The following is a 23008-nucleotide window of genomic DNA, read 5'->3' as shown; positions in this document are numbered from 1 at the left end:
ATTCGCCCTCGACCTGACGCGGGGGCGGATGCCCGGCCCAAGGCGGGGCGAGTGGAAAAAGGCAGGCACGGCAAGGCGCGCATCGCCAGGCAGGGCTCGATCAACTGGCCCGGCACGTTGCTGGGCGGCCGCCCGCAATCGCGAGAGGATTTGCTGTTCCACCTGCGCAGTCGTGCTGCCCATGAGCTGTGGCTGGTGATTGTCGATGCGTCTGCGTCTACCCGGCGCCACCGAGCACTGACCGATGCCAAGGGCTTGTTGGCCCAACTGTTTGATGACGCTTACCGCCAGCGGGCGCGCATGGCGTTGCTGACGGCCAGCGGGCAGGCGCCGAAGTGGCAGGTTCAGGGGTTGAAGGCGGCGAAGGGCTTGGTGGGTTGGCTGGAGCAATTAGGCGCGGGCGGTGGTACACCGTTGCTGGCAGCGCTGACCGAGGCGGGGCATTGGTTGGCGGTGCGGCGCAAGCGGTATCCGACGGAGCAGCAACGGTTGCTAGTGATCACGGATGGGCGCCTCAAGGATGTTGCCGAGTTGCCTCACTTGGAGTGCCCAGGACTGCTGGTGGATATCGAGCGCGGCCCGATTCGCCTAGGCCGTGCCCAGGCGTTGGCAGCCGGGTTGCAGCTGGATTATCAGCATATCGATAAGTTGTAGTGCCTGAGTTACCGCCATCGCAGGCAAACCAGCTCCCACATGTGATAGGCGGCGCGGTCAGAATGTGGGAGCTAGCTTGCCTGCGATGAGTCCCTTGAATGCACCGCAAAGCAATCAGCCAGCCCCCGGCACATTCGGCCAAAGATCTGCCACCAGGAACAGCCGTTCGGCCTCTTCCCAATCCTCACCCACCTGAACCATCCGCACCAGCAACTGCGCCGGCGCCATCGGGTCCAGTTCCGCCAACCAGCCGTGCATCCGTTCTTCACTCCAGACGTCGTCCGCCGGGTAATGCGCCGGCGCCAGCCACGCATGGCGGGGCAGGGGTTGCCAGCGGCCGGGCGCGCTGGCGCTGGCAAATGCGCGCCAATCGCGCTGATGCAGCCAGCGTCCGCGCAGGTGCTGTGGGTGCGCGCCATTCGGTGATTCCGCCAACCCAGGCCAGGGGTAAAGCAAATAGCCACCCAACCACAAATGCGCATCGAACTGCTGGATATCCAGCGCCGCCAATGCTTCACGGCTTTCAGGGCGTGCAGATATCGGCAGTTGGTGCTGGGCCAGGTGGGCCAGCTTGCGGTCCAGTCGATCATGGCAACCGGGGCCCAGCCACAGGGCCGCGTCCCTGCCGTTGCCGTCTTGTGGGCCCAGGTAGAGCTTGATCGCCAGTTCCAGGTGATGCACGCCATCGCGATCACGAATCAGCATGTCCAGCTCGCCCAGGGTGTGCCCGGCGCGACGGATCGGCAGGTTGGCAGCGATCAGTTCCACCCCCGGCGCATGCTGCACCGCAAATTGCCACAGCCGCTCGTAATAAAGGCCCAGGCGCCGGGTGCGTGCCTGGCTCAGCCACTGCTGCAACGCGCTGCTGTCTTGATCAAGTGTGCGTAACCAGTGTTCGAGAAGATGGGGCGCCTGCACCCAGTCGCTGCCGGCCAGCGGGTGGCGTTGCGGCCACGGCGTGTGCGTGAGCATCGGCGGGGCGAGCATCACCCACGCCAGGTCGCGCACCTCCGGGTGGCGCAGTTGGCGGGGCAGGTTGTGCAGATCGGGGAACACAGTCATGGTCCGAGCATAGCCTTTTACGTGCGGTGCAGGTGGCTGAGAACCGTTGTCATCAAGGCCTGACGGCGACAAAGGGTTTTGCCTGACGCGGCCTTTCGCCCATAATCGTTCTTTTTTGCCACACCCCAAATCCCGCAGGAGCCCCATGGAGCAATTTCGCAATATCGGCATTATCGGTCGCCTGGGCAGTACCCAGGTGTTGGACACCGTCCGCCGGCTGAAAAAATTCCTGCTGGAACGCCACCTGCATGTGATCCTCGAAGACACCATCGCCGAGATTCTTCCCGGCCACGGCCTGCAGACCTCGTCGCGCAAGATGCTCGGCGAAGTGTGTGACATGGTGATTGTGGTCGGCGGCGACGGCAGCCTGCTCGGCGCCGCCCGCGCCCTGGCACGGCATAACGTGCCGGTGCTGGGGATCAACCGGGGCAGCCTGGGGTTTCTGACCGATATCCGCCCGGATGAGCTGGAAGTCGAAGTGGCCAAGGTGCTCGACGGCCATTACCTGGTGGAAAACCGCTTCCTGCTGCAAGCCGAAGTGCGTCGCCACGGCGAAGCCATCGGCCAGGGCGATGCGCTGAACGACGTGGTGCTGCACCCGGGCAAATCCACGCGCATGATCGAGTTCGAGCTGTATATCGACGGCCAGTTCGTGTGCAGCCAAAAGGCCGACGGCCTGATCGTCGCCACGCCTACTGGTTCCACGGCGTATGCGCTGTCGGCGGGTGGCCCGATCATGCATCCCAAGCTCGATGCCATTGTGATCGTGCCGATGTACCCCCATATGTTGTCCAGCCGGCCGATTGTGGTCGACGGCAACAGCGAGCTGAAAATCGTGGTGTCCAAAGACATGCAGATCTACCCGCAGGTGTCCTGCGACGGGCAGAACCATTTCACCTGCGCCCCCGGTGACACCATCACCGTGAGCAAGAAGGCGCAGAAGTTGCGGTTGATCCACCCGCTGGATCACAACTACTACGAAGTGTGCCGCACCAAGCTGGGCTGGGGCAGCCGCTTGGGGGGTGGAGGCGACTGATGCTCGATCCCGCGCGTAGCTACGACCTGATTGGTGACGTGCACGGTTGCGCTCATACCCTTGAGCACTTGCTCGACCAGTTGGGCTACCACAAGATCGGCGGTGTCTGGCGGCACCCGTCGCGCATGGCGGTGTTTCTCGGCGATATCATCGACCGTGGCCCGCGTATTCGTGAGGCGCTGCATATCGTCCATGACATGGTCGAGGCCGGCCAGGCGCTGTGCATCATGGGCAACCATGAATTCAATGCCCTGGGCTGGACCACGCCTGCGCCGCCGGGCAGTGGCAAGCAGTTCGTGCGCGAGCACAACCCACGGCATGCGCGGTTGATCCACGAAACCCTGACCCAGTTCGAGCAGCACCCGGGCGACTGGCATGACTTCCTCGGCTGGTTCTACGACATGCCGTTGTTTGTCGATGCCGGGCGTTTCCGTGTGGTGCACGCGTGCTGGGACGACGGTTTTATCCAGCCTTTGCGCGCCACCTTCTCGGACGGCTGCATCGACCAGCATTTCCTGCAAGCCGCCGCCGTGCCGGGCAGTTTTGCCTGCAATGCGTTCGACCGCCTGCTGCGCGGCACCGACATGCGCCTGCCGGATGGCCTGACGCTGACCGGTGGCGATGGCCTGACGCGCTCGTTCTTCCGCACCAAATTCTGGGAAGACGACCCGAAGACCTACGGCGACATTGTGTTCCAACCCGACGCGCTGCCCGAACCGGTGGCCCGTACGCCGTTGTCGTCCACACAAAAGAATTCCCTGCTGCGCTACGGCGTGGACGAACCGTTGTTGTTCGTCGGCCACTACTGGCGCAGCGGCAAGCCGGCACCGATCCGCGAGAACCTGGCCTGCCTGGACTACAGCGCCGTGCTGTACGGCAAGCTGGTGGCGTATCGCCTGGACCAGGAAACCCAATTGGATCCGCGTAAATTTGTATGGGTCGACGTCGAGCGTCCCGAGGTTATCTCATGAGTACCGTGGCTGTATTGCGCTTGCCCCTGAGCGTCGACCTGGGCGGTTTCGTCAAGCTGCTGCAACGCATGCAGGTGCCCCATCGCGTCAGCGAAGAAGCGGGGGAGCAAGTGCTGTGGGTACCGGAAACCATCAGCGATGACGTGCGCGTGCTGTATCAGCGTTTTCCTGCCGGCGACCCGGACCAGCAACTGGATATTCCCGAACAGTTCCAGGCGCCGCAGACCCGCCCCAGTTTCGCCCAGCAACTGCGCATGAGCCCCGTGACCGCGCTGGTGCTGTTGGCGAGCATCATCGTGGGCGCGGTGACGTTGCTCGGTGAAAACCTGCAGACCATGGGCTGGCTGACTTTCCTGCCCTTCCGCGTGCTGGGTGAGTACATCCAGTTCACACCGCTGGCCGACAGCCTGGCGTCGGGGCAGTGGTGGCGGCTGGTCACGCCGATGCTGATTCACTTCGGCATCCTGCACCTGGCCATGAACGGCATGTGGTACTGGGAACTGGGCCGGCGCATCGAAGTGCGCCAGGGCAGCATCAACCTGCTCGGCCTGACCCTGCTGTTCAGCCTGGTCTCTAATTACGCACAGTACGCCTATGGCGGCCCGAGCCTGTTTGGCGGGTTGTCCGGCGTGTTGTATGGCCTGCTCGGGCATTGCTGGATTTTCCAGTTGTTATCGCCTAACCCGGCTTATCGCCTGCCCCGTGGCGTGCTGGCGATGATGCTGATCTGGCTGGTGCTCTGTATGTCGGGGCTGATCTCGATGATCGGTTTCGGCGAAATCGCCAACGCGGCGCATGTGAGTGGATTGCTCATCGGTTGCCTGACGGGTTTGCTGGGTGGGTTGTACAACCGCCGCAAAGCCTCACTTTGATAAGGAAGAGCCTTATGTCCTCTTTTGCTGAAATGATCGAAAACATCACCCCGGATATCTACGAGAGCCTCAAACTGGCCGTGGAAATCGGCAAATGGTCCGATGGCCGCAAGCTCACTGCCGAGCAGCGCGAATTGTCCCTGCAGGCGGTGATCGCCTGGGAAATCCAGAACCTGCCGGAAGACCAGCGCACCGGCTACATGGGCCCGCAGGAATGCGCGTCCAAGTCGGCGCCGGTGCCGAACATCCTGTTCAAGTCGGATGCGATCCATTGATTGAAATAGGTCGCGGTGCAGTCAGCAAGATGTCGGCACAACTCGGTGAGCCGACCGTTCAATACGCCTTTCGCCTCGGCGAAACCCAGGTGCCGGTCAACCCCATGATCGGCACCCACGTGCGCCTGGAATACCTCGGTGCCATCCATTGCAGCCATTGCGGCCGCAAGACCAAGACCAGTTTCAGCCAGGGTTATTGCTACCCGTGCATGACCAAGCTGGCCCAGTGTGACCTGTGCATCATGAGTCCCGAGCGTTGCCATTACGACGCCGGCACGTGCCGTGAGCCAAGCTGGGGCGAGACGTTCTGCATGACTGACCATGTGGTGTACCTGGCCAATTCCTCGGGGATCAAGGTCGGCATCACCCGCGCCACCCAGTTGCCGACCCGTTGGCTGGACCAGGGCGCGAGCCAGGCGTTGCCGATCATGCGCGTGGCCACCCGCCAACAGTCCGGCTTCGTCGAAGACCTGTTCCGCAGCCAGGTGGCCGACAAGACCAACTGGCGCGCGCTGCTCAAGGGCGATGCGCAGTCTGTCGACCTCAAGCAGGTGCGCGATGAGCTGTTCGCCTCGTGCGCCGAAGGCCTGCTGGGGTTGCAGGAGCGCTTTGGCCTGCAGGCGATCCAGCCGGTGACCGACCTGGAGCCGATCGAAATTCGCTACCCGGTGGAGCAGTACCCAGCCAAGATCGTCAGCTTCAACCTGGACAAGAACCCGATTGCCGAAGGCACGCTGCTGGGGATCAAGGGCCAGTACCTGATCTTCGACACCGGCGTTATCAACATTCGTAAGTACACGGCCTACCAGCTCGCCGTGCATCAGTAGAAGGATGCTATCCATGCGCACCGAACAACCGAAGATGATCTACCTGAAGGACTATCAGGCGCCGGACTACCTGATCGATGAGACGCACCTGACCTTCGAGTTGTTCGAGGACCACAGCCTGGTCCACGCGCAGCTGGTGATGCGCCGCAACCCGGCGCGTGGCGCAGGCTTGCCGCCGCTGGTGCTGGATGGCCAGCAGCTGGAGCTGTTGAGCGTGAACCTGGCCGATCAGGAACTGACGGCCGCTGACTACCAGTTGACCGACAGCCACCTGACAGTGCACCCGCAGAGTGAGACCTTTACCCTGGACACCACGGTAAAGATCCACCCGGAAACCAACACGGCGCTGGAAGGCTTGTACAAATCCAGCGGCATGTTCTGCACCCAGTGCGAAGCCGAAGGTTTCCGCAAGATCACCTATTACCTCGACCGCCCGGACGTGATGAGCACCTTCACCACCACGGTGATTGCTGAACAGCACAGCTACCCGGTGTTGCTGAGCAACGGCAACCCGATCGCCAGCGGCCCGGGCGAAGACGGCCGTCACTGGGCGACCTGGGAAGACCCGTTCAAGAAACCGGCCTACCTGTTTGCGCTGGTGGCCGGTGACCTGTGGTGCGTCGAAGACAGCTTCACCACCATGACCAATCGCACCGTGGCGCTGCGCATCTACGTCGAGCCGGAAAACATCGACAAGTGCCAGCACGCCATGACCAGCCTGAAGAAATCCATGCGCTGGGACGAAGAAACCTACGGCCGCGAGTACGACCTCGACATCTTCATGATCGTGGCGGTGAACGACTTCAACATGGGCGCGATGGAGAACAAGGGCCTCAACATCTTCAACTCCAGCGCCGTGCTGGCCCGCGCCGAAACCGCCACCGACGCTGCGCACCAGCGCGTCGAGGCGATCGTCGCCCACGAATACTTCCACAACTGGTCGGGCAACCGCGTGACCTGCCGCGACTGGTTCCAGCTGTCGCTCAAGGAAGGGTTCACCGTGTTCCGTGATTCGGGCTTCTCTGCCGACATGAACTCGGCCACGGTCAAGCGTATCCAGGACGTGGCGTACCTGCGTACCCACCAGTTCGCCGAAGACGCCGGCCCGATGGCCCACGCGGTGCGCCCGGACAGCTTTATCGAGATCTCCAACTTCTACACCCTCACCGTGTATGAAAAGGGTTCGGAAGTGGTCGGCATGATCCACACCTTGCTCGGCGCCGAAGGCTTCCGCAAAGGCAGCGACCTGTACTTCGAACGTCACGATGGCCAGGCGGTGACCTGCGACGATTTCATCAGGGCCATGGAAGACGCCAACGGCGCCGACTTGAGCCAGTTCAAGCGCTGGTACAGCCAGGCGGGTACGCCACGTTTGGCAGTGAGCGAGTCCTATGACGCTGTGGCCAAGACCTACAGCCTGACCTTCCGCCAGAGCTGCCCGGAAACGCCGGACAAAGTTGAAAAGCTGCCGTTCGTGATCCCGGTCGAGCTGGGCTTGTTGGACGGGCAGGGCGCCGCGATCGCCTTGCGCCTGGCCGGTGAAGCGGCGGCAGGTGGTACGTCCCGCGTGATCTCCGTAACCGAGGCCGAGCAGACCTTCACTTTCCTCGACATCGCCGAACAGCCGTTGCCATCGCTGCTGCGCGGTTTCTCGGCGCCGGTGAAACTGAGCTTCCCCTACAACCGCGACCAACTGATGTTCCTGATGCAGCACGACAGCGATGGCTTCAACCGCTGGGATGCGGGCCAGCAACTGTCGGTGCAAGTGTTGCAGGAGCTGATCGGCCAGCATCAGGCCGGCCAGCCGCTGAAGCTGGATCAGCGCCTGATCGACGCGCTGCGCACGGTGCTCAGTGATGAGTCGCTGGACCAGGCGATGGTTGCCGAGATGCTCTCGCTGCCGAGCGAAGCCTACCTCACCGAAATCAGCGAAGTGGCGGATGTAGAGGCCATTCACACGGCCCGCGAGTTCGCCCGCAAGCAATTGGCCGATCAGCTGTTCGAAGGCTTGTGGCTGCGTTACCAGGCCAATCGGGAGCTGTCGAAGACGACCCCGTACGTGGCCGCTGCCGAGCACTTTGCCCGTCGCGCCTTGCAGAACATCGCGTTGTCTTACCTGATGCTCAGTGGCAAGCCTGAAGTGTTGGCGGCCACCTTGGATCAGTTCGACACCAGCGACAACATGACCGAGCGCCTGACGGCACTGGCGGTGCTGGTGAATTCGCCGTTCGAGGCGGAAAAAGCCCAGGCCCTGGCGGTGTTTGCCGAGAACTTCAAGGATAACCCTCTGGTCATGGACCAGTGGTTCAGCGTGCAGGCCGGCAGTGTGTTGCCGGGCGGGCTGGCGCGGGTCAAGGCGCTGATGGAGCACCCTGCGTTCAACATCAAGAACCCGAACAAGGTGCGGGCACTGGTGGGCGCATTCGCCGGTCAGAACCTGATCAACTTCCATGCGGCCGATGGCTCGGGGTATCGCTTCCTGGCAGACCTGGTGATCCAGCTGAACGGGTTCAACCCGCAGATCGCCTCGCGCCAACTGGCGCCGTTGACCCGCTGGCGCAAATACGACGGTGCGCGCCAGGCCTTGATGAAGGCCGAACTGGAGCGCATTCGTGGCTCGGGTGAGCTGTCCAGCGATGTGTTTGAGGTGGTCAGCAAAAGCCTTGCCTAAGCATTCCGTGTAATGAAAAACGGCCCGTTCGGGCCGTTTTTTTGTCTCAAATAACCGGTGGCCGTGGGGTGTCCAGCAGATTATCGACCGGGAACCGTTCGGCGATGATGCCGTGGGGCACGCCCAATGGAATCGCGCTGGCGGTATCCAGGCGCGTCACCTGTTCAGCAGATAACACCACATTCAGGGCGCCGAGGGTGGCGTCCAGCTGGGCGCGGGTGCGTGAGCCGAGGATCGGGATCAGCGCGGTGGTGGAGCGTCGGGCTTTCTCGCGCAGCCAGGCGATGGCGACGTGGATCGGCGTGGCGTCCAGTTCGGCGGCCACTGCCAGCAGGGTGTCGAGCACTGCCGTTTCGCGGGCACTTTTCTCGGCGTGGATCAGCATGCCCAGCTTGTTGGCGCGGTTATCGCCTTGGCTTTCACGGTACTTGCCGGTGAGAAAACCGCCACCCAACGGCGACCACAGCGTGGCGGCCAGGCCCAGGGCTTCGGCCATCGGCAGCAATTCGCGGTCGGCGGTGCGTTCGGCCAGGCTGTATTCCACCTGGATGCCGATGATGGGTGAAAAGTTGCGCACTTCCGCCAACAGGTCGGCACGGGCAATGCGCCAGGCGGGGAAGTTGGACAGGCCGGCGTAGTGGATCTTGCCTGCACGCACCAGGTCGTCGAAGCCGCGTAGGATCTCTTCCATGGGCGTGACGTTGTCGCTCATGTGCGCCCAGAGCAGGTCGATGTGGTCGGTGTTCAGACGCTTGAGGCTTTCTTCCACGGCCCGCACCATGTTCTTGCGGTTGTTGCCGATCTTGATCGTGTCGGCATCGGCTGGTTGGGTGCGCAGGGTGTATTTGGTGGCGACCACCAGGTTGTCACGCTCGGAGGCAATGAACTCGCCCAGCAATTCTTCCGCCTGGCCGAACTGGTAGCCGTTGGCGGTATCGAGGAAGTTGCCGCCGGCCTCAAGGTAGCCATCGAACATCTGCTTGGCTTCGTCTCGCTCGGCGCCATGCCCCCAGCCCGTACCAAAATTCCCCGTGCCCAATGCCAGTTCCGAGACCTGCAGGCCGCTGCGGCGGCCAAAGACTTTATTGCGCATACACACTCCTTGACGCTCAGGTGTTGTTTAAATGTTTGGTGACATTTAAATAATATGATCGCGGTAATTTATTTGGTCAAGGGGCTTTTTTACTGCTGACATTTTCTGACAGGGCGCTCTGTTAAGCTGCGGCACGTTTTTCTTCTCGGCGGGATCACCGTGTCACGTACCACAAGATTGCTGACGTTGCTCCAGGCCCTGCGCGGCAAGAAACGCCCGGTGACGGCCGCCGTGTTGGCCGAACAACTGGAAGTGTCCGAACGCACGCTGTACCGCGATATTGCCGAGTTGACCGCCCTGGGCGCGCCGATCTTCGGTGAGGCCGGGGTAGGGTATGTGTTGCGCAGTGGGCTGTTCCTGCCGCCATTGATGCTGAATGCCGAGGAAACCGAAGCCATCGTGCTCGGCTTGCGCTACGTGGACCAGCGCGGCGACGACGTGCTGAGCCGTGCCGCCGCCAACGCCCTGGCAAAGATCGCCGACGTGCTCGACCCTTCCGCTCAGGAAGCCCTGCGCAACCCGACGTTGTTGCCCGGCCCGCCGGGTTTTGGCTACCCGGAAAACCGGGTGCCGCTCAACGTGTTCCGCGAGGCCATTCGCAACCAGTCCAAGCTGCATATCGACTACGCCGACGCCAGCCAATCCCAGAGCCAGCGCCTGGTGTGGCCGTTGGCCTTGGGTTTTCTCAATGAGGTGCGCGTGATTGTGGCCTGGTGTGAATTGCGCGGGGCCTATCGCACCTTTCGCACCGACCGCGTGGCCGCTGCGGAAACTACCGGTGAACGCTACCCGGGGCGGCGCAGCGACCTGTTGCGGGGCTGGCGCAAGCTGATGGAGCAGCAGCACGACGGCCCGTTTACTCCTGACAAAAACTGACACAACCCTGGCTTAGCATGGCGCCATAAATCATCAAAAAGGAGCTGTGTCATGTCTCTTCCTGAATTGGCCCCGGCCATCCTGGCCTACATTGCGGCGACCAATACGCGCGACACTTCAGCTGTTGCCCAGTGTTTTGCCGACGATGCCAACGTGTTCGACGAGGGCGAGCATCAGGTGGGTACGGCCGCCATTGCACGCTGGATGGAAGACACGGGGCGCCGTTACCAGCCACGGGTCGAAGTGCTCAATGTGCAGCACCGCACGGGCAAGGTGCTGGTCAGCAACGTAGTGTCCGGCAACTTCCCCGGCAGCCCGCTGGAGCTTCGCTATACGTTTCGCCTGAACGAGCAGGGCAAGATTTCGCGCCTGGACATCTCGCTGTAAGCCATACTGGCGCCCATGACTTTCGACTCCCCGCTCGCCGCTTACCAACACGCCATCGCCCAGCAGGGTTTTGTTGCCGACGACGCCCAGCGCCGGGCGGTGCAGGCCCTGCAAGCCTGTCACGAGGCTTTGCACCAAGGGCGCTCACCGATCACCGGGGTGTACCTGTGGGGGCCGGTGGGTCGGGGCAAGACCTGGCTGATGGACCAGTTCTACCAAAGCCTGCGGGTGCCCGCGCGGCGCCAGCACTTTCACCACTTCATGGGCTGGGTGCACCAGCGTTCGTTCCAGCTCACGGGCATATCGGACCCGCTGCAGGCGCTGGCCCGCGAACTGAGCCGGGAAGTGCGGGTGTTGTGTTTCGATGAGCTGTTCGTCAACGACATCGGCGACGCAATCATCCTCGGTCGCTTGTTCCAAGTGATGTTCGACGAGGGCGTGGTGATGGTCTGCACGTCCAACCAGCCACCCGACCAGTTGTACGCCGATGGCTTCAACCGCGAACGCTTCTTGCCGGGGATCGCGGCCATCAAGCAACACATGCAGGTGGTGGCGGTGGATGGGGGTGAGGATCACCGTCTGCATCCGGGGGAGGGTGTGCAGCGTTATTGGGTGAACGAGCCAGGCGCCCTCGCCAGGGTATTCCAGCAATTGACCCCAGGGCAGGCGGTGCGCAGCGGGCTGGTCACCGTCGGCTATCGCACGATTGTGGCCGTGCAGGCCAGCGAGACGGTGCTGTGGTGCCGCTACGCCGACCTGTGCGAGCAGCCTTTTGCCGCCATGGATTTCATGCTGCTGTGTGACCGCTTCCAGGCGATCCTGTTGGGGGAGGTGCCCAACCTGAGCGCACAGAAGCGTCCGGGGCGGATTGCCCGTGGCACCGAAGACGGTGCCCAGCGGGTGGTGGCGGGCGACCGTGAGTTGCCGGAGTTGTCGGTGCACGACGACAGTGTGCGGCGTTTCATTGCGCTGGTGGATGAATGCTACGACCGCAAGGTGCCGTTGTTCATCGAAGCCAGGGTTGCCCTTGAAGCGCTCTATACCGAAGGTTATCTGGAGTTTGCCTTCCGGCGAACCTTGAGCCGTCTGCAAGAGATGCAGCTGCAGCGCTTTGGGATGTCGGAAAAATCCGCTTGAAACACCGTGCGTGCTTTTTGGGTGCGCCCAGTTTTTGCACTTTCTGGCACGTATTTCTGGTTAATCGTCTTCATCTACTGCCGACGCCACGCTTACAATCGTGCCCCTTAAAGGGAATCGACTCCCAGGTTGTCGTTATCGAGGAAGGCCATGGACACCCCAGACGTTCTGGTGCTGCAAGCCAGCTACACCAACCCTGTGCACGCCGAGGCCATCGGTCGAGTGCTCGATCACTATGCGCAAGACCCGATGGGCGGTGGCCATGCCTTGCCGGCCGACCTCTTGCAGCAACTGCCCACCGAACTGGCCAAGCGTCCCCATGCATTCAGCGTGCTGGCGTTCGTCGGTGGTGAGCCGGCGGGGTTGGTCAATTGCTTCGAGGGGTTTTCCACGTTTGCCTGTCGCCCACTGGTCAACGTCCACGATGTGGTGGTGATGAATCAGTTCCGAGGCCTGGGGCTGAGCCAGAAGATGCTGCAGAAGGTCGAGGAAATCGCCCGCCAACGCGGTTGCTGCAAGATCACCCTGGAAGTGCTTGAGGGTAATGAAGTGGCGCAGGCAGCTTATCGAAAGTTTGGTTTTGATGACTCAAAGTTTGATCCTGCTTATGGCCGCATGTTGTTCTGGAATAAACCGCTTTAATAAATAAAGTTCAAAAAAAAGGCGCCACACAGTGGCGCCAAGTAGACCTTAGCCATAGGAGCGGAATGGCAGAGGGTATTACGGTTGAATCAGGAGTTCGGTTGTTGCTCGGCGCTGGATTGATCGGCGCTGTCTTTTTTCATGCTCTTGCCATCGGCGATGGCTGTTTGATCGGTGGTACCGTGAAGCTTCTGCTGAACGAAGGTGAAGTTGTTGTAGAACTCCTTAGAACGCTCTGAACCGCCTTCTGCAAAGGCAGCAACGGAGGTCAGGGTCATCAGTCCGGCAAGCATCAAAGTCGAAAGTTTCATCATCGGTATTCCCATATAGTGTGATCGGTGTCTGTTCACTCGGATCAGACTCGTGGGGCCGATTATGTGGAGGGAGGATTAAGTCAGGCTTAATAGAATGGCTTCCAACCTTAACGTTTTTGTTAAGTTTGGAAGCCTTGGTTGAATGCTTTTACAGCCTCCAGTCGAGCGCCAGCGTGACAGTACGCGGGTCTCCCCAATACACGCCGTTATAAAAACCGACGCGCTCGTAATATTTTTTATCAAATAGATTATTAATATTGAGCGAGGCCGATAAATGGTCGTCGAACCTGTAGCGTGACATCAGGTTGACCACGGTGTACGCCTGCTGAGTGATCCGGGTGGGTTCGGTGAGCAGGTTACCGTCGGCGTCGCGACCACCCGTCGGGCGCCCGGCAAGGTCATAGAAGTCGCTCTGCCAATTCACGGCGCCGCCCACGGTCAGGTCACGCCACTCTCCCGGCAGGCGGTAAGCGGTGGAGACCTTCAGCAGGTTCAATGGCTGGCTGGTGTTGGCGCGCTGGTTGTCGCCGTTGCGTGAGTGGGTGTAGGTATAGCCCGCCGTGAGGTTCCAGTCCTGCATGACTTCCCCTGACACCTCCACTTCAAACCCTTGCACCTTGTTGCCTTTGCCGCCGGATTTGTAGAACTGTTCCCCGGTGTCCGGGTCTGGTTGCACCGTGCTATCGAGTTCGGCAACGTTGTCCTGGGTGCTCCAGAAGAACGCAGTGGCCAGGTTCACGCGTTCGTTGAGCAGACTGCCCTTGAGACCGACCTCGTAGTTGCTGCCCACCACCGGCTCCAGGTATTTGCGGTTGGCATCGCGCTCGTCCTGCGGGTTGAAGATGTCGGTGTAGCTGGCGTACACCGTGTATTCGGGTGTGATGTCGTAGAGCAGGCCCGCGTAGGGCGTGAGCATGTCATTGTGGGTCTGGCGGGTCTTGGTCGAACCGGTCAACTGGTTGCTGCTGTTGTAGGCGGGTTCGACACTTTCGAACTCCCAACTGCCATAACGACTGCCGAGCACGGCGTGCAGGCGCTCGGTCAGGCTCAGGCGGGTGGCAAGGTAGCCGGCTTTCTGGGTCTTGCTGCTGTGCGCACCCTTGAGGCCGGTGGTACGGTCGGCGAACTTGCCGATGCCGCCCATGTGCTTCCAGTCTTCGATGGTGAGGTAGCTGGCGGGCAGGCCGTTGCGCTGGTACGGGGCGCTGTCGCGTTGTTCGGACTCGCCGTAGCCCACCATCAGTTCATGCTCGCGCCCGAACAAGGCGTAGGTGCCGGTGAGGCTGAAGTCCGCCACGTCCATTTTCGAGGTGCCCACCATCTGGCTGGCCCAGGCGGTCATCCCGCTGCCGTCCGGGTTGGGGAACCCGGCACCGCCGTAGTAGACCTTGCCGTCTGAGTCGCTTTGCCGGTGGGTGTAGGCGGCTTTCAAGCGCCAGTCCGGCGACAACCTGTGGTCGATGGACGCAAAGGTCGTCTTGTCCTTGAGCGGCCAGGAACTCCAGTCAGCCGCCATGTTGGCCGAGCGCGACAGCCGCGCCTTGCTGCCGTCGCTGTTCCAGTAGGGCAGGGTGCCCCAAGAGGTGCCCTGCACATGTTTGTTCTGGTAGTCGAAGCCGGCAGCCACCACGGTGTCGTCTGTCAGGTCGCCTTCGAGAATGCCGTAGCCGACTTCCCGTTGCAGCGCATAGTTGTCGCGAAACGACTGGCTGTCCCGGTATGCCAGCACCGTGCGCCCGCGCAGCCGCCCGTCGAAGGCCAGGGGGCCGCCCACATCCACATAGCTGTAATAGTTGTCATGGCTGGCGCCACTCACGCCGGTCTTGGCCTGCCACTGGGCGGTGGGGCGCTTGCGGATCATGTTGACCGTGGCCGAGGGGTCGCCTGCGCCGGTGGTCAAGCCCGTGGCGCCGCGTACCACCTCGATGCGGTCGTAGATGATGGTGTCGGCATCGGACTTCATGCGCCCAAAGGTGCTGAGCATGCCGTCGACCTGGTAGTTGCTGATCGAATAGCCCCGGGAAGAGTAGCCGGCGCGGTCCGAATCCAGATGCTGGACGGTCACCCCGGTGGTCTGGCGCAGGACGTCGGTGAGGGTATTGAGGTTGAAATCGTCCATCTGCTGACGGGTGATCACCGAGACCGATTGCGGGGTTTCCTTGAGGGGCAGGTTCAGGCGCGTGGCGGTGTTCATGGAGCCTGTGGTGTAGGCCCCGGTGTGTTCGGTGATGGCACCCAGGCCTTCGGCGGTGATGCTCGTGCTGCCCAGCTCCAGCGCTTTGGTCGGGGTGTGCTCGGGGTCGGTTTCGGCCAGCAGGTCCGGGCTCAGCAGGGCGCCGGCCAGGCTCAGGGAGAACGTCATGGAACGGGTAAAAGGCGCGAACATCGCGGCAGACTCCTTGTCGTCTTTGCGGCCTTCCAGAAAGGAAAGCCTTGGCTCAAAGACGAAAGGAGGCGTGGAACTTTAGGTTTAAACGAGAATGATTGTTATCTTTCTGCTGCCAAGCGCCGCGGTTACTTGAGGACGACTTCTGACGCATCGGCCTTCTTCGGCTTGATCAGACTGAAATCGATCAGGCCTTTCTGCTGGCGCTCGTAAGGGTTGCCGATCATCAGCGGTCGCGGCTTGAAGCTGTCGTTGACCAGGCTCTTGCTGCGGTCCCACTCATCGAAACTCAGCCCGGCCAGGTCGGCCCAGGTGTGGATCAATTGCGAGCTGCTGTAAGGGCGCTGCAAGTCGCTGGCAAAGCTCCAGTCATGGGTTTCACGCCATTTCGGCGAGGCGTAGGCCATGAACGGAATGGTGTACATCGGCGCCGTGGGTTTGCCTTCGTTACGCCCCAGCGTGCTGTGGCCGGCCGAGTCGTAGACGTCTTCGCCGTGGTCGGACAGGTACAGCAGGAAGCCGTTGGGGTCGGTCTTGGCGTAATCCTTGATCAGGCTCGACACCACGAAATCGTTGTACAGCACCGCATTGTCGTAGCTGTTGTACACCGGCAACTGGTCGTCGCTGATGCCGGCCGGCACGCCCTGGCGGTCGGTGAACTTGTCGAACGTCGGCGGGTAACGGTATTGGTAGCTCATGTGCGTACCCAGCAGGTGCACCACGATGAACTTGCGCTCGGCCGTATCGGCCAGGGCCTTGGAGAAGGGTTCGAGTACATCGCCATCGTACTGGCGGGCGTTCTGGTTGCGGTTGTTGTTCAGGTACACCTGCTCGTCGGCCTGTTCGGAAAAGGTCGTAAGCATGGTATTGCGCTTGGTCATCGTCTGCTGGTTGGTGATCCAGAAGGTCTTGTAGCCGGCCTGTTTCATCACGCTGACGATCGACGGCGTCTTGAGGTACAGGTCCGGGTTTTCTTCGTCGGCGAAGGTCAGCACCTGTTGCAACGCTTCGATGGTGTAGGGGCGCGGGGTGATGACGTTGTCGAACACCGCCAGTTGGTCGCGCAACTTGTCCAGTTCTGGCGTGGTGTTGCGCGGGTAGCCGTAGAGGCTCATGCGCTGGCGGTTGGTGGATTCGCCGATCACCAGCACCAGGGTCGACGGTTGGCCTGCCATGGTGTCCTTGAGGTTCTTCAGGGGCGGGATCTGGCTGGCGCTGGTCAGCATGCCTTGCATGTTGTCCAACTGCTCGGTGTAGCGGCGATACGCGACGATCATCTGCCAAGGCACGGCAGGTTCGATGCGGGTTTCGAAACGGTCGATGGCCTGCTCCATGTTGTCACTGGTGGCGATCTGCTTGACCAGCGGGTAACCCACCACAGCCAGCACGATTGCTGTCGCCGCCAGCATCGATTGGCCGCGGGGCAGGTACACCGGGCGCACGCGGCTCCACAGGAACACCGCCACGGCGGTATGGGCGATGAACGCCAGGACGATCCACCAGGCGAAGTATTGGGTTGCGTATTCGCCGGCTTCAGAGATGTTCGACTCGAACATGATGAAGATGACGCTTTGCGAAAATTCCTGCTGGTAGATGAAGAAGTAACCCAGGCTGGCCATGGAGCAGGCCCACAGCACCACGCCGATCAAGGCGGCAAGCAAACGGGTGCGGCGTGGGAACAACAACATCGGCGCCAACCACAGCGCGCTCATGAAAAATGCTTGGCGGAACCCACTGAAGCCGGAAGTGCCGGTCAGTTGGATAAGCAGTTGGGTAATGCCCGAGAAGTACCAGAAGAACAGGAACAGCCAGCCAAGGCCCGCCCAATCAAAACCTTTCGCAGACGTGGTGCTGCGTTTGAACATCGCCATCCAGCGCTCCAACCCAAAAATTCTCAGCTGACGCGCAAGGGTGCACGCAACAGAGGCCACCCTTGCATGGGGTGGCCCTTCGGGCGGGAGTATCGGGAGGGGGGTGTGAAAAGTTCGTGAGATTTATGTAGTCATTATCTTACGAGCCGCTCACGGCGCGGCTCAGCAGAGCGCGGGCTGGGTGCCGGAGGGCTGTGCGGGCTGGGCTTGCAAGTGTGAGCGCAGGCGCATGACTTCCTGCTGCAGTTGATCGCGTTCGTCTTTCAACTGGCGCAACTCATCGCGACGGATAGTGACGTAGAGGGTCTGTGGCGGACGGGTCATCTGTGCAGTGGTCATTGCTTACCTCGCAAATAGCCGGTGTGTCGCGGTGTGCCAGAACGCTTGAGTCGAGGTTCTCGGCAGCAGTCGGAAGCAATTCTGAATTCTTTTTTGTAGCAATGGAACTTTTTTATTTTTGGTGGTCGTGTGACTTTTCATGCCGTGATGGTGAAACGATGGCAAATTTTTGTCATGAAACTCCACGGATCCGCTCTGGACTAACCCTCATTAGCCTCATTGCGCTATAAACTATGTCACACATTTATTGAGTAGTTAGGAGCATCAGCACATGCAACTGGGGATTATCGGACTAGGCCGCATGGGCGGTAACATTGCGCGGCGCCTGATGCTCAATGGGCATACCACCGTTGTATACGACCGTAACGAAGCCTTTGTGAAAGGGCTGAGCGAAGAGGGCGCCACTGGCGTTTCCGACCTGAAAGCCCTGGTCGCCGGGCTTCAGAAGCCTCGCGCCGTCTGGGTCATGCTGCCTGCTGGCGCACCCACCGAAGACACCATCAATGAACTGAGCGAGCTGCTGGAAGACGGTGACGTGATCATCGACGGCGGCAACACCAACTATAAGGATGACGTGCGTCGTGGCAAGGCCCTGGCGCAAAAGGGCCTGCACTATGTCGACGTGGGCACCTCCGGTGGCGTCTGGGGCCTGGAACGCGGCTACTGCATGATGATCGGTGGCGACACCGAGACCGTGCAGCGCCTCGACCCGATCTTCAAGAGCCTGGCGCCAGGCCTGGGTAACATCCCGCGCACCAAGGACCGTTCCGCCAGTGCCGACCCGCGTGCCGAGCAAGGCTACATCCATGCAGGCCCAGCGGGTTCCGGGCACTTCGTCAAGATGATCCACAACGGCATCGAGTACGGGATGATGCAGGCGTTCGCCGAAGGCTTCGACATCCTCAAGACCAAAAACTCGGACAACCTGCCGGAAGACCAGCGCTTTGACCTCAATGTGGCGGACATCGCCGAAGTGTGGCGTCGTGGTAGCGTGGTCTCGTCCTGGCTGCTGGACCTGACGGCCGACGCCCTGGCCACCGATCCGAAACTCGACGGCTACTCCGGTTCCGTGGCTGACAGCGGTGAAGGCCGCTGGACCATCGAAGCCGCCATGGAGCAGGCGGTGCCGGTACCGGTGCTGTCCACCTCGCTGTTTGCGCGTTTCCGTTCGCGCCAGCAGAGCACCTACGGTGACAAAATGCTTTCTGCCATGCGCTTCGGCTTTGGCGGCCATGTGGAGACTTCCAAAAAATGACCGCCAACGGCAAGAAACCAGAGGCCGAACCCGCTCCACCCACCACCCTGTTTCTGTTTGGTGCCCATGGTGACCTGGTCAAGCGCCTGCTCATGCCGGCGCTGTACAACCTCAGCCGTGACGGGCTGCTGGGCGACGGCCTGCGCATTGTCGGCGTTGACCACAACGCCATCAGCGATGCGGACTTCGCCAAGAAGCTCGAGGATTTCATTCGCACCGAGGCCGCGAGCAAGGTGCGTGGCAATGCCGAGAACGCCCTGGACCCGGAACTGTGGGCGCAGTTGGCCAAAGGCATCAGCTACGTCGAGGGTGACTTCCTCGACGACAGCACCTATGCCGACATCGCTCGAAAAATCGCCGATAGTGGCACCGGCAACGCCGTGTTCTACCTGGCCACTGCACCGCGCTTCTTCAGTGAAGTGGTGCAGCGCCTGGGCAGCGCCGGCCTGCTGGCGGAAACCGAGGAAGGGTTTCGCCGTGTCGTCATCGAGAAACCTTTCGGTTCCGACCTGGCCACCGCAGAGGCGCTCAATGCATGCCTGCTCAAGGTGATGAGCGAGAAGCAGATCTATCGCATCGACCATTACCTGGGCAAGGAAACGGTACAGAACATCCTGATCAGCCGTTTCTCCAACGTGTTGTTCGAGGCGTTCTGGAACAACCATTACATCGATCACGTGCAGATCACTGCCGCCGAAACCGTCGGCGTGGAAACCCGGGCCAACTTCTTCGAGAAGACCGGCACCCTGCGGGACATGGTGCCCAACCACCTGTTCCAGCTGCTCGCCATGGTGGCCATGGAGCCGCCTGCGGCCTTTGGTGCCGACGCGGTGCGCGGTGAAAAGGCCAAGGTGGTCGGTGCAATCCGGCCATGGTCGCTGGAGGACGCTCGCGCGAACTCGGTGCGCGGCCAGTACACCGCTGGTGAAATCGGTGGCAAGCAACTGCCGGGTTACCGCGAAGAAGCCAACGTGGCGCCGGACAGCAGCACTGAGACGTTTGTGGCGCTCAAGGTGATGATCGACAACTGGCGTTGGGTCGGCGTGCCGTTCTACCTGCGCACCGGCAAGCGCATGAGCGTGCGCGACACCGAAATCGTGATTTGCTTCAAGCCTGCGCCTTACGCACAGTTTCGCGATACCGATGTGGATGAGCTCAAGCCCACCTACTTGAAAATCAAGATCCAGCCCAATGAAGGCATGTGGTTCGACCTGCTGGCCAAAAGGCCTGGACCGACCCTGGAAATGGCCAATATCGAGCTGGGTTTTGACTACAAGGACTTCTTCGAGATGCAACCGTCGACCGGGTATGAAACCCTGATCTACGACTGCATGACCGGCGACCAGACCTTGTTCCAACGCGCCGACAACATTGAAAACGGTTGGCGTGCGGTGCAGCCGTTCCTCGATGCGTGGAAGGAAGACGATGGCATCCAGGCCTACAAGGCGGGTGAAGATGGCCCGGCCGCCGCCGATGCGTTGTTGGCTCGCGATGGCCGTACCTGGCACAGCCTCGGATGAGTGACGCAGCGATCCATCCCATCCGGTTTGTATTGAGTGACATGGACGGCACCTTGCTGCATCCCGATCACACGCCCAGCCAGCGCACCCTCGACACAGTGCGCGCCCTGCGCGACGCCGGGGTGTTCTTCAGCCTGGCCAGCGGGCGACCGCCGCGCGCCATGTTGCAGATGGTCGAGGCGTTCGGTATCGATGTGCCAGTGGCGGGTTTCAATGGCGGCACGCTGATCAATCCCGATGGCAGCGTGCTCGTTGCCCATTACCTGCCGGCAGAGGCGGCGCTGGTGACCCTGGCGTTGTTCACGCTGCAGGCTGATGTAGAGGTCTGGCTGTTTGCCGATGGCGAATGGCTGCGCCGTGACCCACCTGGCCCGATGGTCAAGCGGGAAGCGGATGGCCTGGGGTACGGACCGCGCGTGGTCGAGAGTTTCGAGCCATACCTGGATCGCGTCGACAAGATCGTCGCGGCCAGCAACAACACGCAATTGCTGGTCGAACTCGAAGCGCAACTGCAGCCCAAGGTGCACGGCCTGGCCCACGTATCGCGTTCACAGCCGGTGTACCTGGACGTGACCGCCATGCTGGCCAACAAAGGAGAGGCGCTGAAGACGCTGGCGGCGCACCTTGGCGTGCCGCTTGAGCAAACCATGGCCATAGGTGATGGCGGAAACGACCCGGCGATGTTTCATGTGGCCGGGTTGTCGATTGCCATGGGCCAGGCCGAAGAAACCGTCAAGCGCCAAGCCACTGTCGTGACCGGCAGCAATGTCGAGGATGGCGCGGCAGAGGCCATCGAGCGTTTTATTCTGTCAGCACACTAAAACGCTTTCGCACTAACACTGAACTTGCGCCCCTTTAAACCCTGGGCGCAAGTTACAGCATTGTCTTACTTTGGCATGGCCCAGGACTGCAACTGGTAGCCATCTTTGTCGAGCTCGGCGCGTGCCTGCAACAACAAGTCTTCCAGTTGGGCCGGGTCGGTATAGGTGCTCGAAGACAGTTGTTTGCTGCCGATACGGTTATTGGTGCGGTCGATGACGCTCAGGCTGAGGGCGCCATGGCCATCGTGCCAGGCCACGCACTGGAAGGGCTGGAAGGCACGGTCTGCGATCAAAAGAGCTTCGTTGATGCGGAGCGGGGCGTTCATGTGGGGTTCTCTCTCATTGCCCATTCAAGTGAGTGCCGGCGGTTGGGCTGACCGTGCGGCGGGTTACTTGTACTGATGCACGAAGGCGGGGTACGGGTCACATCTTAGTGCAAGAAATTTCAACTTTCCGTGATTGATGTCATGTAAGCGCCTGTTTTGAAAGCTGAATGAAAGTTTCGCCGGCGCGCAACTTTTTTGTGTGAACGTGTCGGCAAGTGGCTTTTTGCCAATACTTATAGCGAAACGGTACAAGGAACGCGTCAATACCTTGCTAGTGTTAGCGGCAGGCGTCACAAACCGTTGTTTCTAAATAACTTTAACAATTTTGGCGCCAAGGAATAGTCATGGTTGTTACACCTGTGCAGCGTCGCCTGCTTGTGGTCGACCCGTGTGACGACTGCCATGAGCTATTGCCAGGCCTGCGCACTGCCGGGTGGGAAGTGGACAGCTGCACGCTGGCCACCGTCGGTGACCGTTCCTGTGATGTCGGTTTGTTGCGCCTGCAGCCCTCGCACCTGGAGCGCCCGGAAGCCGTCAAGGAATTGATCGGGCGCAGTGGCACCGAGTGGATCGCGGTGCTCAGCCAGGACGTGCTGCGTCTGCAGAATGTCGGCGATTTTGTCTGCGAATGGTTTTTCGACTTCCACACCTTGCCGTTCGACGTGGCCCGGGTGCAGGTCACCCTGGGCCGCGCGTTTGGCATGGCGCGCCTGCGGGGCAAGGGGTTTGCTCCGGTGGACGAGCCTGAGCATGAACTGCTCGGTGACAGCCGGCCGATTCGCGACCTGCGCAAGTTGCTCGCCAAACTGGCACCCACGGAATCGCCCGTGTTGATTCGCGGCGACAGCGGCACCGGCAAGGAACTGGTGGCCAAGACCCTGCACCGCCAGTCCCAACGCCATGCCAAGCCGTTTGTCGCGATCAACTGCGGTGCCATCCCAGAACACCTGATCCAGTCCGAACTGTTCGGCCACGAAAAAGGGGCGTTTACCGGCGCCCACCAGCGCAAGGTCGGGCGTATCGAAGCGGCCCACGGCGGCACGCTGTTCCTTGATGAAATCGGTGATTTGCCGATGGAATTGCAAGCCAACCTGCTGCGCTTCCTGCAGGAAAAACAGATCGAGCGCGTCGGCGGCAGCCAGCCCATCCCCGTGGACGTGCGAGTGCTGGCGGCCACCCACGTCGACCTGGAAGCCGCCGTGGCCAAGGGCACTTTCCGCGAAGACTTGTACTACCGACTCAATGTGCTGCAAGTGATCACCGCGCCGTTGCGCGAACGCCATGGCGATGTGGCCATGCTGGCCAACCACTTCTCACGTTTCTACAGCCAGGAAACCGGGCGCCGCCCCCGCAGTTTCAGTGAGGATGCCCTGGTGGCCATGGGGCAACACCCGTGGCCGGGCAATGTGCGCGAATTGGCCAACCGCGTACGCCGCGGCCTGGTGCTGGCTGAAGGGCGACAGATCGAAGCCGTTGATCTGGGATTGCAGGGTGAACAGGCAATTGCGCCACCGATGGCTACACTGGAGGATTACAAGCACCGTGCCGAGCGTCAGGCACTGTGCGATGTGCTCAACCGGCACAGCGACAACCTGAGTGTCGCGGCCCGTGTGCTGGGGGTTTCCCGGCCGACGTTCTACCGGTTGCTGCACAAACACCAGATCCGCTAGGGC

At 61.2% G+C, this 23008-nt stretch carries 22 protein-coding genes; 15 read left to right on the top strand and 7 right to left on the bottom strand.

Annotated elements, in window-relative coordinates; translation table 11 throughout:
- The first annotated feature begins 51 nt into the window (after window positions 1-51).
- Window positions 52-654, top strand: a complete 603-nt coding sequence (locus ACVWVP_RS27235; RefSeq protein ID WP_457409067.1) for a vWA domain-containing protein — start codon at window positions 52-54, stop codon at window positions 652-654.
- A gap of 114 nt (window positions 655-768) precedes the next feature.
- On the opposite strand, the gene ACVWVP_RS27230 is transcribed toward ACVWVP_RS27235, so the two are convergent.
- Window positions 769-1716: a DUF1853 family protein gene (locus tag ACVWVP_RS27230; RefSeq protein WP_457409065.1), complete on the bottom strand. Its 948-nt coding sequence runs from the start codon at window positions 1714-1716 to the stop codon at window positions 769-771.
- A gap of 145 nt (window positions 1717-1861) precedes the next feature.
- Between ACVWVP_RS27230 and ACVWVP_RS27225 the strand changes: the two genes are divergently transcribed.
- The 6 genes from ACVWVP_RS27225 to pepN are packed head-to-tail and all read left to right on the top strand — an operon-like array spanning window position 1862 to window position 8368.
- Window positions 1862-2752 carry an NAD(+) kinase gene (locus ACVWVP_RS27225; RefSeq protein ID WP_003217892.1) on the top strand — a complete coding sequence of 297 codons (891 nt, stop codon included), beginning with the start codon at window positions 1862-1864 and terminating at the stop codon, window positions 2750-2752.
- The gene (locus ACVWVP_RS27220; protein WP_457409080.1) at window positions 2749-3723 is read left to right on the top strand and encodes a metallophosphoesterase; all 975 of its coding nucleotides are present in this window, start codon (window positions 2749-2751) and stop codon (window positions 3721-3723) included. The genes ACVWVP_RS27225 and ACVWVP_RS27220 overlap by 4 nt, the downstream gene beginning before the upstream one ends.
- Window positions 3720-4595: a rhomboid family intramembrane serine protease gene (locus tag ACVWVP_RS27215; protein ID WP_178919593.1), complete on the top strand. Its 876-nt coding sequence runs from the start codon at window positions 3720-3722 to the stop codon at window positions 4593-4595. Before ACVWVP_RS27220 ends, ACVWVP_RS27215 begins: the two co-directional genes overlap by 4 nt.
- A 14-nt stretch (window positions 4596-4609) precedes the next feature.
- Window positions 4610-4870, top strand: coding sequence for a YeaC family protein (locus tag ACVWVP_RS27210; protein ID WP_016972751.1), 261 nt, complete (start codon window positions 4610-4612; stop codon window positions 4868-4870).
- A complete protein-coding gene (locus tag ACVWVP_RS27205; protein ID WP_457409061.1) occupies window positions 4867-5697 on the top strand; it encodes a DUF2797 domain-containing protein in 831 nt (276 codons plus the stop codon). The genes ACVWVP_RS27210 and ACVWVP_RS27205 overlap by 4 nt, the downstream gene beginning before the upstream one ends.
- Window positions 5698-5710: 13 nt before the next feature.
- Window positions 5711-8368 carry an aminopeptidase N gene (gene pepN / locus ACVWVP_RS27200; protein WP_457409059.1) on the top strand — a complete coding sequence of 886 codons (2658 nt, stop codon included), beginning with the start codon at window positions 5711-5713 and terminating at the stop codon, window positions 8366-8368.
- A 46-nt stretch (window positions 8369-8414) separates the two neighbouring features.
- Here the strand turns inward: pepN and ACVWVP_RS27195 are convergent, their stop codons facing one another.
- Window positions 8415-9461, bottom strand: coding sequence for an aldo/keto reductase (locus ACVWVP_RS27195; RefSeq protein ID WP_457409057.1), 1047 nt, complete (start codon window positions 9459-9461; stop codon window positions 8415-8417).
- Window positions 9462-9620: 159 nt separating this feature from the next.
- Between ACVWVP_RS27195 and ACVWVP_RS27190 the strand changes: the two genes are divergently transcribed.
- From ACVWVP_RS27190 to ACVWVP_RS27175, 4 genes are all read left to right on the top strand, one after another.
- On the top strand, window positions 9621-10337 hold the full coding sequence (locus ACVWVP_RS27190; RefSeq protein WP_259175774.1) for a helix-turn-helix transcriptional regulator: 717 nt from the start codon (window positions 9621-9623) through the stop codon (window positions 10335-10337).
- A gap of 51 nt (window positions 10338-10388) precedes the next feature.
- Complete coding sequence (locus ACVWVP_RS27185) at window positions 10389-10724, top strand: nuclear transport factor 2 family protein (RefSeq protein WP_178919598.1); 336 nt, start codon at window positions 10389-10391, stop codon at window positions 10722-10724.
- A gap of 15 nt (window positions 10725-10739) precedes the next feature.
- Entirely contained in the window at window positions 10740-11861 is a 1122-nt protein-coding gene (gene zapE / locus ACVWVP_RS27180; protein WP_457409054.1) for a cell division protein ZapE, read from the top strand.
- 150 nt (window positions 11862-12011) lie between these two features.
- Window positions 12012-12503, top strand: a complete 492-nt coding sequence (locus ACVWVP_RS27175) for a GNAT family N-acetyltransferase (RefSeq protein WP_178919600.1) — start codon at window positions 12012-12014, stop codon at window positions 12501-12503.
- Window positions 12504-12592: 89 nt separating this feature from the next.
- On the opposite strand, the gene ACVWVP_RS27170 is transcribed toward ACVWVP_RS27175, so the two are convergent.
- From ACVWVP_RS27170 to ACVWVP_RS27155, 4 genes are all read right to left on the bottom strand, one after another.
- A complete protein-coding gene (locus ACVWVP_RS27170) occupies window positions 12593-12814 on the bottom strand; it encodes a hypothetical protein (protein ID WP_178919601.1) in 222 nt (73 codons plus the stop codon).
- A gap of 151 nt (window positions 12815-12965) precedes the next feature.
- Window positions 12966-15203, bottom strand: a complete 2238-nt coding sequence (locus tag ACVWVP_RS27165; RefSeq protein WP_457409051.1) for a TonB-dependent siderophore receptor — start codon at window positions 15201-15203, stop codon at window positions 12966-12968.
- Between the two features lie 128 nt (window positions 15204-15331).
- Window positions 15332-17074 carry a phosphoethanolamine transferase CptA gene (locus tag ACVWVP_RS27160; RefSeq protein WP_457409049.1) on the bottom strand — a complete coding sequence of 581 codons (1743 nt, stop codon included), beginning with the start codon at window positions 17072-17074 and terminating at the stop codon, window positions 15332-15334.
- Between the two features lie 162 nt (window positions 17075-17236).
- Complete coding sequence (locus ACVWVP_RS27155) at window positions 17237-17413, bottom strand: DUF6026 family protein (RefSeq protein WP_457409046.1); 177 nt, start codon at window positions 17411-17413, stop codon at window positions 17237-17239.
- A gap of 271 nt (window positions 17414-17684) precedes the next feature.
- On the opposite strand from ACVWVP_RS27155, the gene gnd reads away from it, so the two are divergent.
- Genes gnd through ACVWVP_RS27140 form a run of 3 tightly spaced genes read left to right on the top strand, consistent with a single transcriptional unit; the run spans window position 17685 to window position 21009 of the window.
- On the top strand, window positions 17685-18668 hold the full coding sequence (gene gnd / locus ACVWVP_RS27150; protein WP_176997769.1) for a phosphogluconate dehydrogenase (NAD(+)-dependent, decarboxylating): 984 nt from the start codon (window positions 17685-17687) through the stop codon (window positions 18666-18668).
- Window positions 18665-20188: a glucose-6-phosphate dehydrogenase gene (gene zwf, locus ACVWVP_RS27145; protein ID WP_457409043.1), complete on the top strand. Its 1524-nt coding sequence runs from the start codon at window positions 18665-18667 to the stop codon at window positions 20186-20188. The genes gnd and zwf overlap by 4 nt, the downstream gene beginning before the upstream one ends.
- A complete protein-coding gene (locus tag ACVWVP_RS27140) occupies window positions 20185-21009 on the top strand; it encodes an HAD family hydrolase (protein WP_457409040.1) in 825 nt (274 codons plus the stop codon). Before zwf ends, ACVWVP_RS27140 begins: the two co-directional genes overlap by 4 nt.
- Before the next feature lie 65 nt (window positions 21010-21074).
- Here the strand turns inward: ACVWVP_RS27140 and ACVWVP_RS27135 are convergent, their stop codons facing one another.
- The gene (locus ACVWVP_RS27135; protein WP_178919606.1) at window positions 21075-21335 is read right to left on the bottom strand and encodes a hypothetical protein; all 261 of its coding nucleotides are present in this window, start codon (window positions 21333-21335) and stop codon (window positions 21075-21077) included.
- 344 nt (window positions 21336-21679) lie between these two features.
- On the opposite strand from ACVWVP_RS27135, the gene ACVWVP_RS27130 reads away from it, so the two are divergent.
- Entirely contained in the window at window positions 21680-23005 is a 1326-nt protein-coding gene (locus ACVWVP_RS27130; RefSeq protein WP_178919607.1) for a sigma-54 dependent transcriptional regulator, read from the top strand.
- The last annotated feature ends 3 nt before the right edge of the window (window positions 23006-23008 follow it).

Source organism: Pseudomonas sp. TE24901 (assembly GCF_054058375.1).
The sequence above is the reverse complement of the archived record's forward strand: the minus strand, read 5'-3'. Positions and strand labels throughout refer to the sequence as shown.

Bases quoted from the DNA above. Each gene is read 5' to 3' on its own strand.
- ACVWVP_RS27230 (WP_457409065.1), bottom strand. From the start codon at position 1,716: ATGACTGTGTTCCCCGATCTGCACAACCTGCCCCGCCAACTGCGCCAC.
- ACVWVP_RS27225 (WP_003217892.1), top strand. From the start codon at position 1,862: ATGGAGCAATTTCGCAATATCGGCATTATCGGTCGCCTGGGCAGTACC.
- ACVWVP_RS27215 (WP_178919593.1), top strand. From the start codon at position 3,720: ATGAGTACCGTGGCTGTATTGCGCTTGCCCCTGAGCGTCGACCTGGGC.
- ACVWVP_RS27210 (WP_016972751.1), top strand. From the start codon at position 4,610: ATGTCCTCTTTTGCTGAAATGATCGAAAACATCACCCCGGATATCTAC.
- pepN (WP_457409059.1), top strand. From the start codon at position 5,711: ATGCGCACCGAACAACCGAAGATGATCTACCTGAAGGACTATCAGGCG.
- ACVWVP_RS27195 (WP_457409057.1), bottom strand. From the start codon at position 9,461: ATGCGCAATAAAGTCTTTGGCCGCCGCAGCGGCCTGCAGGTCTCGGAA.
- ACVWVP_RS27185 (WP_178919598.1), top strand. From the start codon at position 10,389: ATGTCTCTTCCTGAATTGGCCCCGGCCATCCTGGCCTACATTGCGGCG.
- zapE (WP_457409054.1), top strand. From the start codon at position 10,740: ATGACTTTCGACTCCCCGCTCGCCGCTTACCAACACGCCATCGCCCAG.
- ACVWVP_RS27175 (WP_178919600.1), top strand. From the start codon at position 12,012: ATGGACACCCCAGACGTTCTGGTGCTGCAAGCCAGCTACACCAACCCT.
- ACVWVP_RS27170 (WP_178919601.1), bottom strand. From the start codon at position 12,814: ATGAAACTTTCGACTTTGATGCTTGCCGGACTGATGACCCTGACCTCC.
- ACVWVP_RS27165 (WP_457409051.1), bottom strand. From the start codon at position 15,203: ATGTTCGCGCCTTTTACCCGTTCCATGACGTTCTCCCTGAGCCTGGCC.
- ACVWVP_RS27160 (WP_457409049.1), bottom strand. From the start codon at position 17,074: ATGGCGATGTTCAAACGCAGCACCACGTCTGCGAAAGGTTTTGATTGG.
- ACVWVP_RS27155 (WP_457409046.1), bottom strand. From the start codon at position 17,413: ATGACCACTGCACAGATGACCCGTCCGCCACAGACCCTCTACGTCACT.
- gnd (WP_176997769.1), top strand. From the start codon at position 17,685: ATGCAACTGGGGATTATCGGACTAGGCCGCATGGGCGGTAACATTGCG.
- zwf (WP_457409043.1), top strand. From the start codon at position 18,665: ATGACCGCCAACGGCAAGAAACCAGAGGCCGAACCCGCTCCACCCACC.
- ACVWVP_RS27140 (WP_457409040.1), top strand. From the start codon at position 20,185: ATGAGTGACGCAGCGATCCATCCCATCCGGTTTGTATTGAGTGACATG.
- ACVWVP_RS27135 (WP_178919606.1), bottom strand. From the start codon at position 21,335: ATGAACGCCCCGCTCCGCATCAACGAAGCTCTTTTGATCGCAGACCGT.
- ACVWVP_RS27130 (WP_178919607.1), top strand. From the start codon at position 21,680: ATGGTTGTTACACCTGTGCAGCGTCGCCTGCTTGTGGTCGACCCGTGT.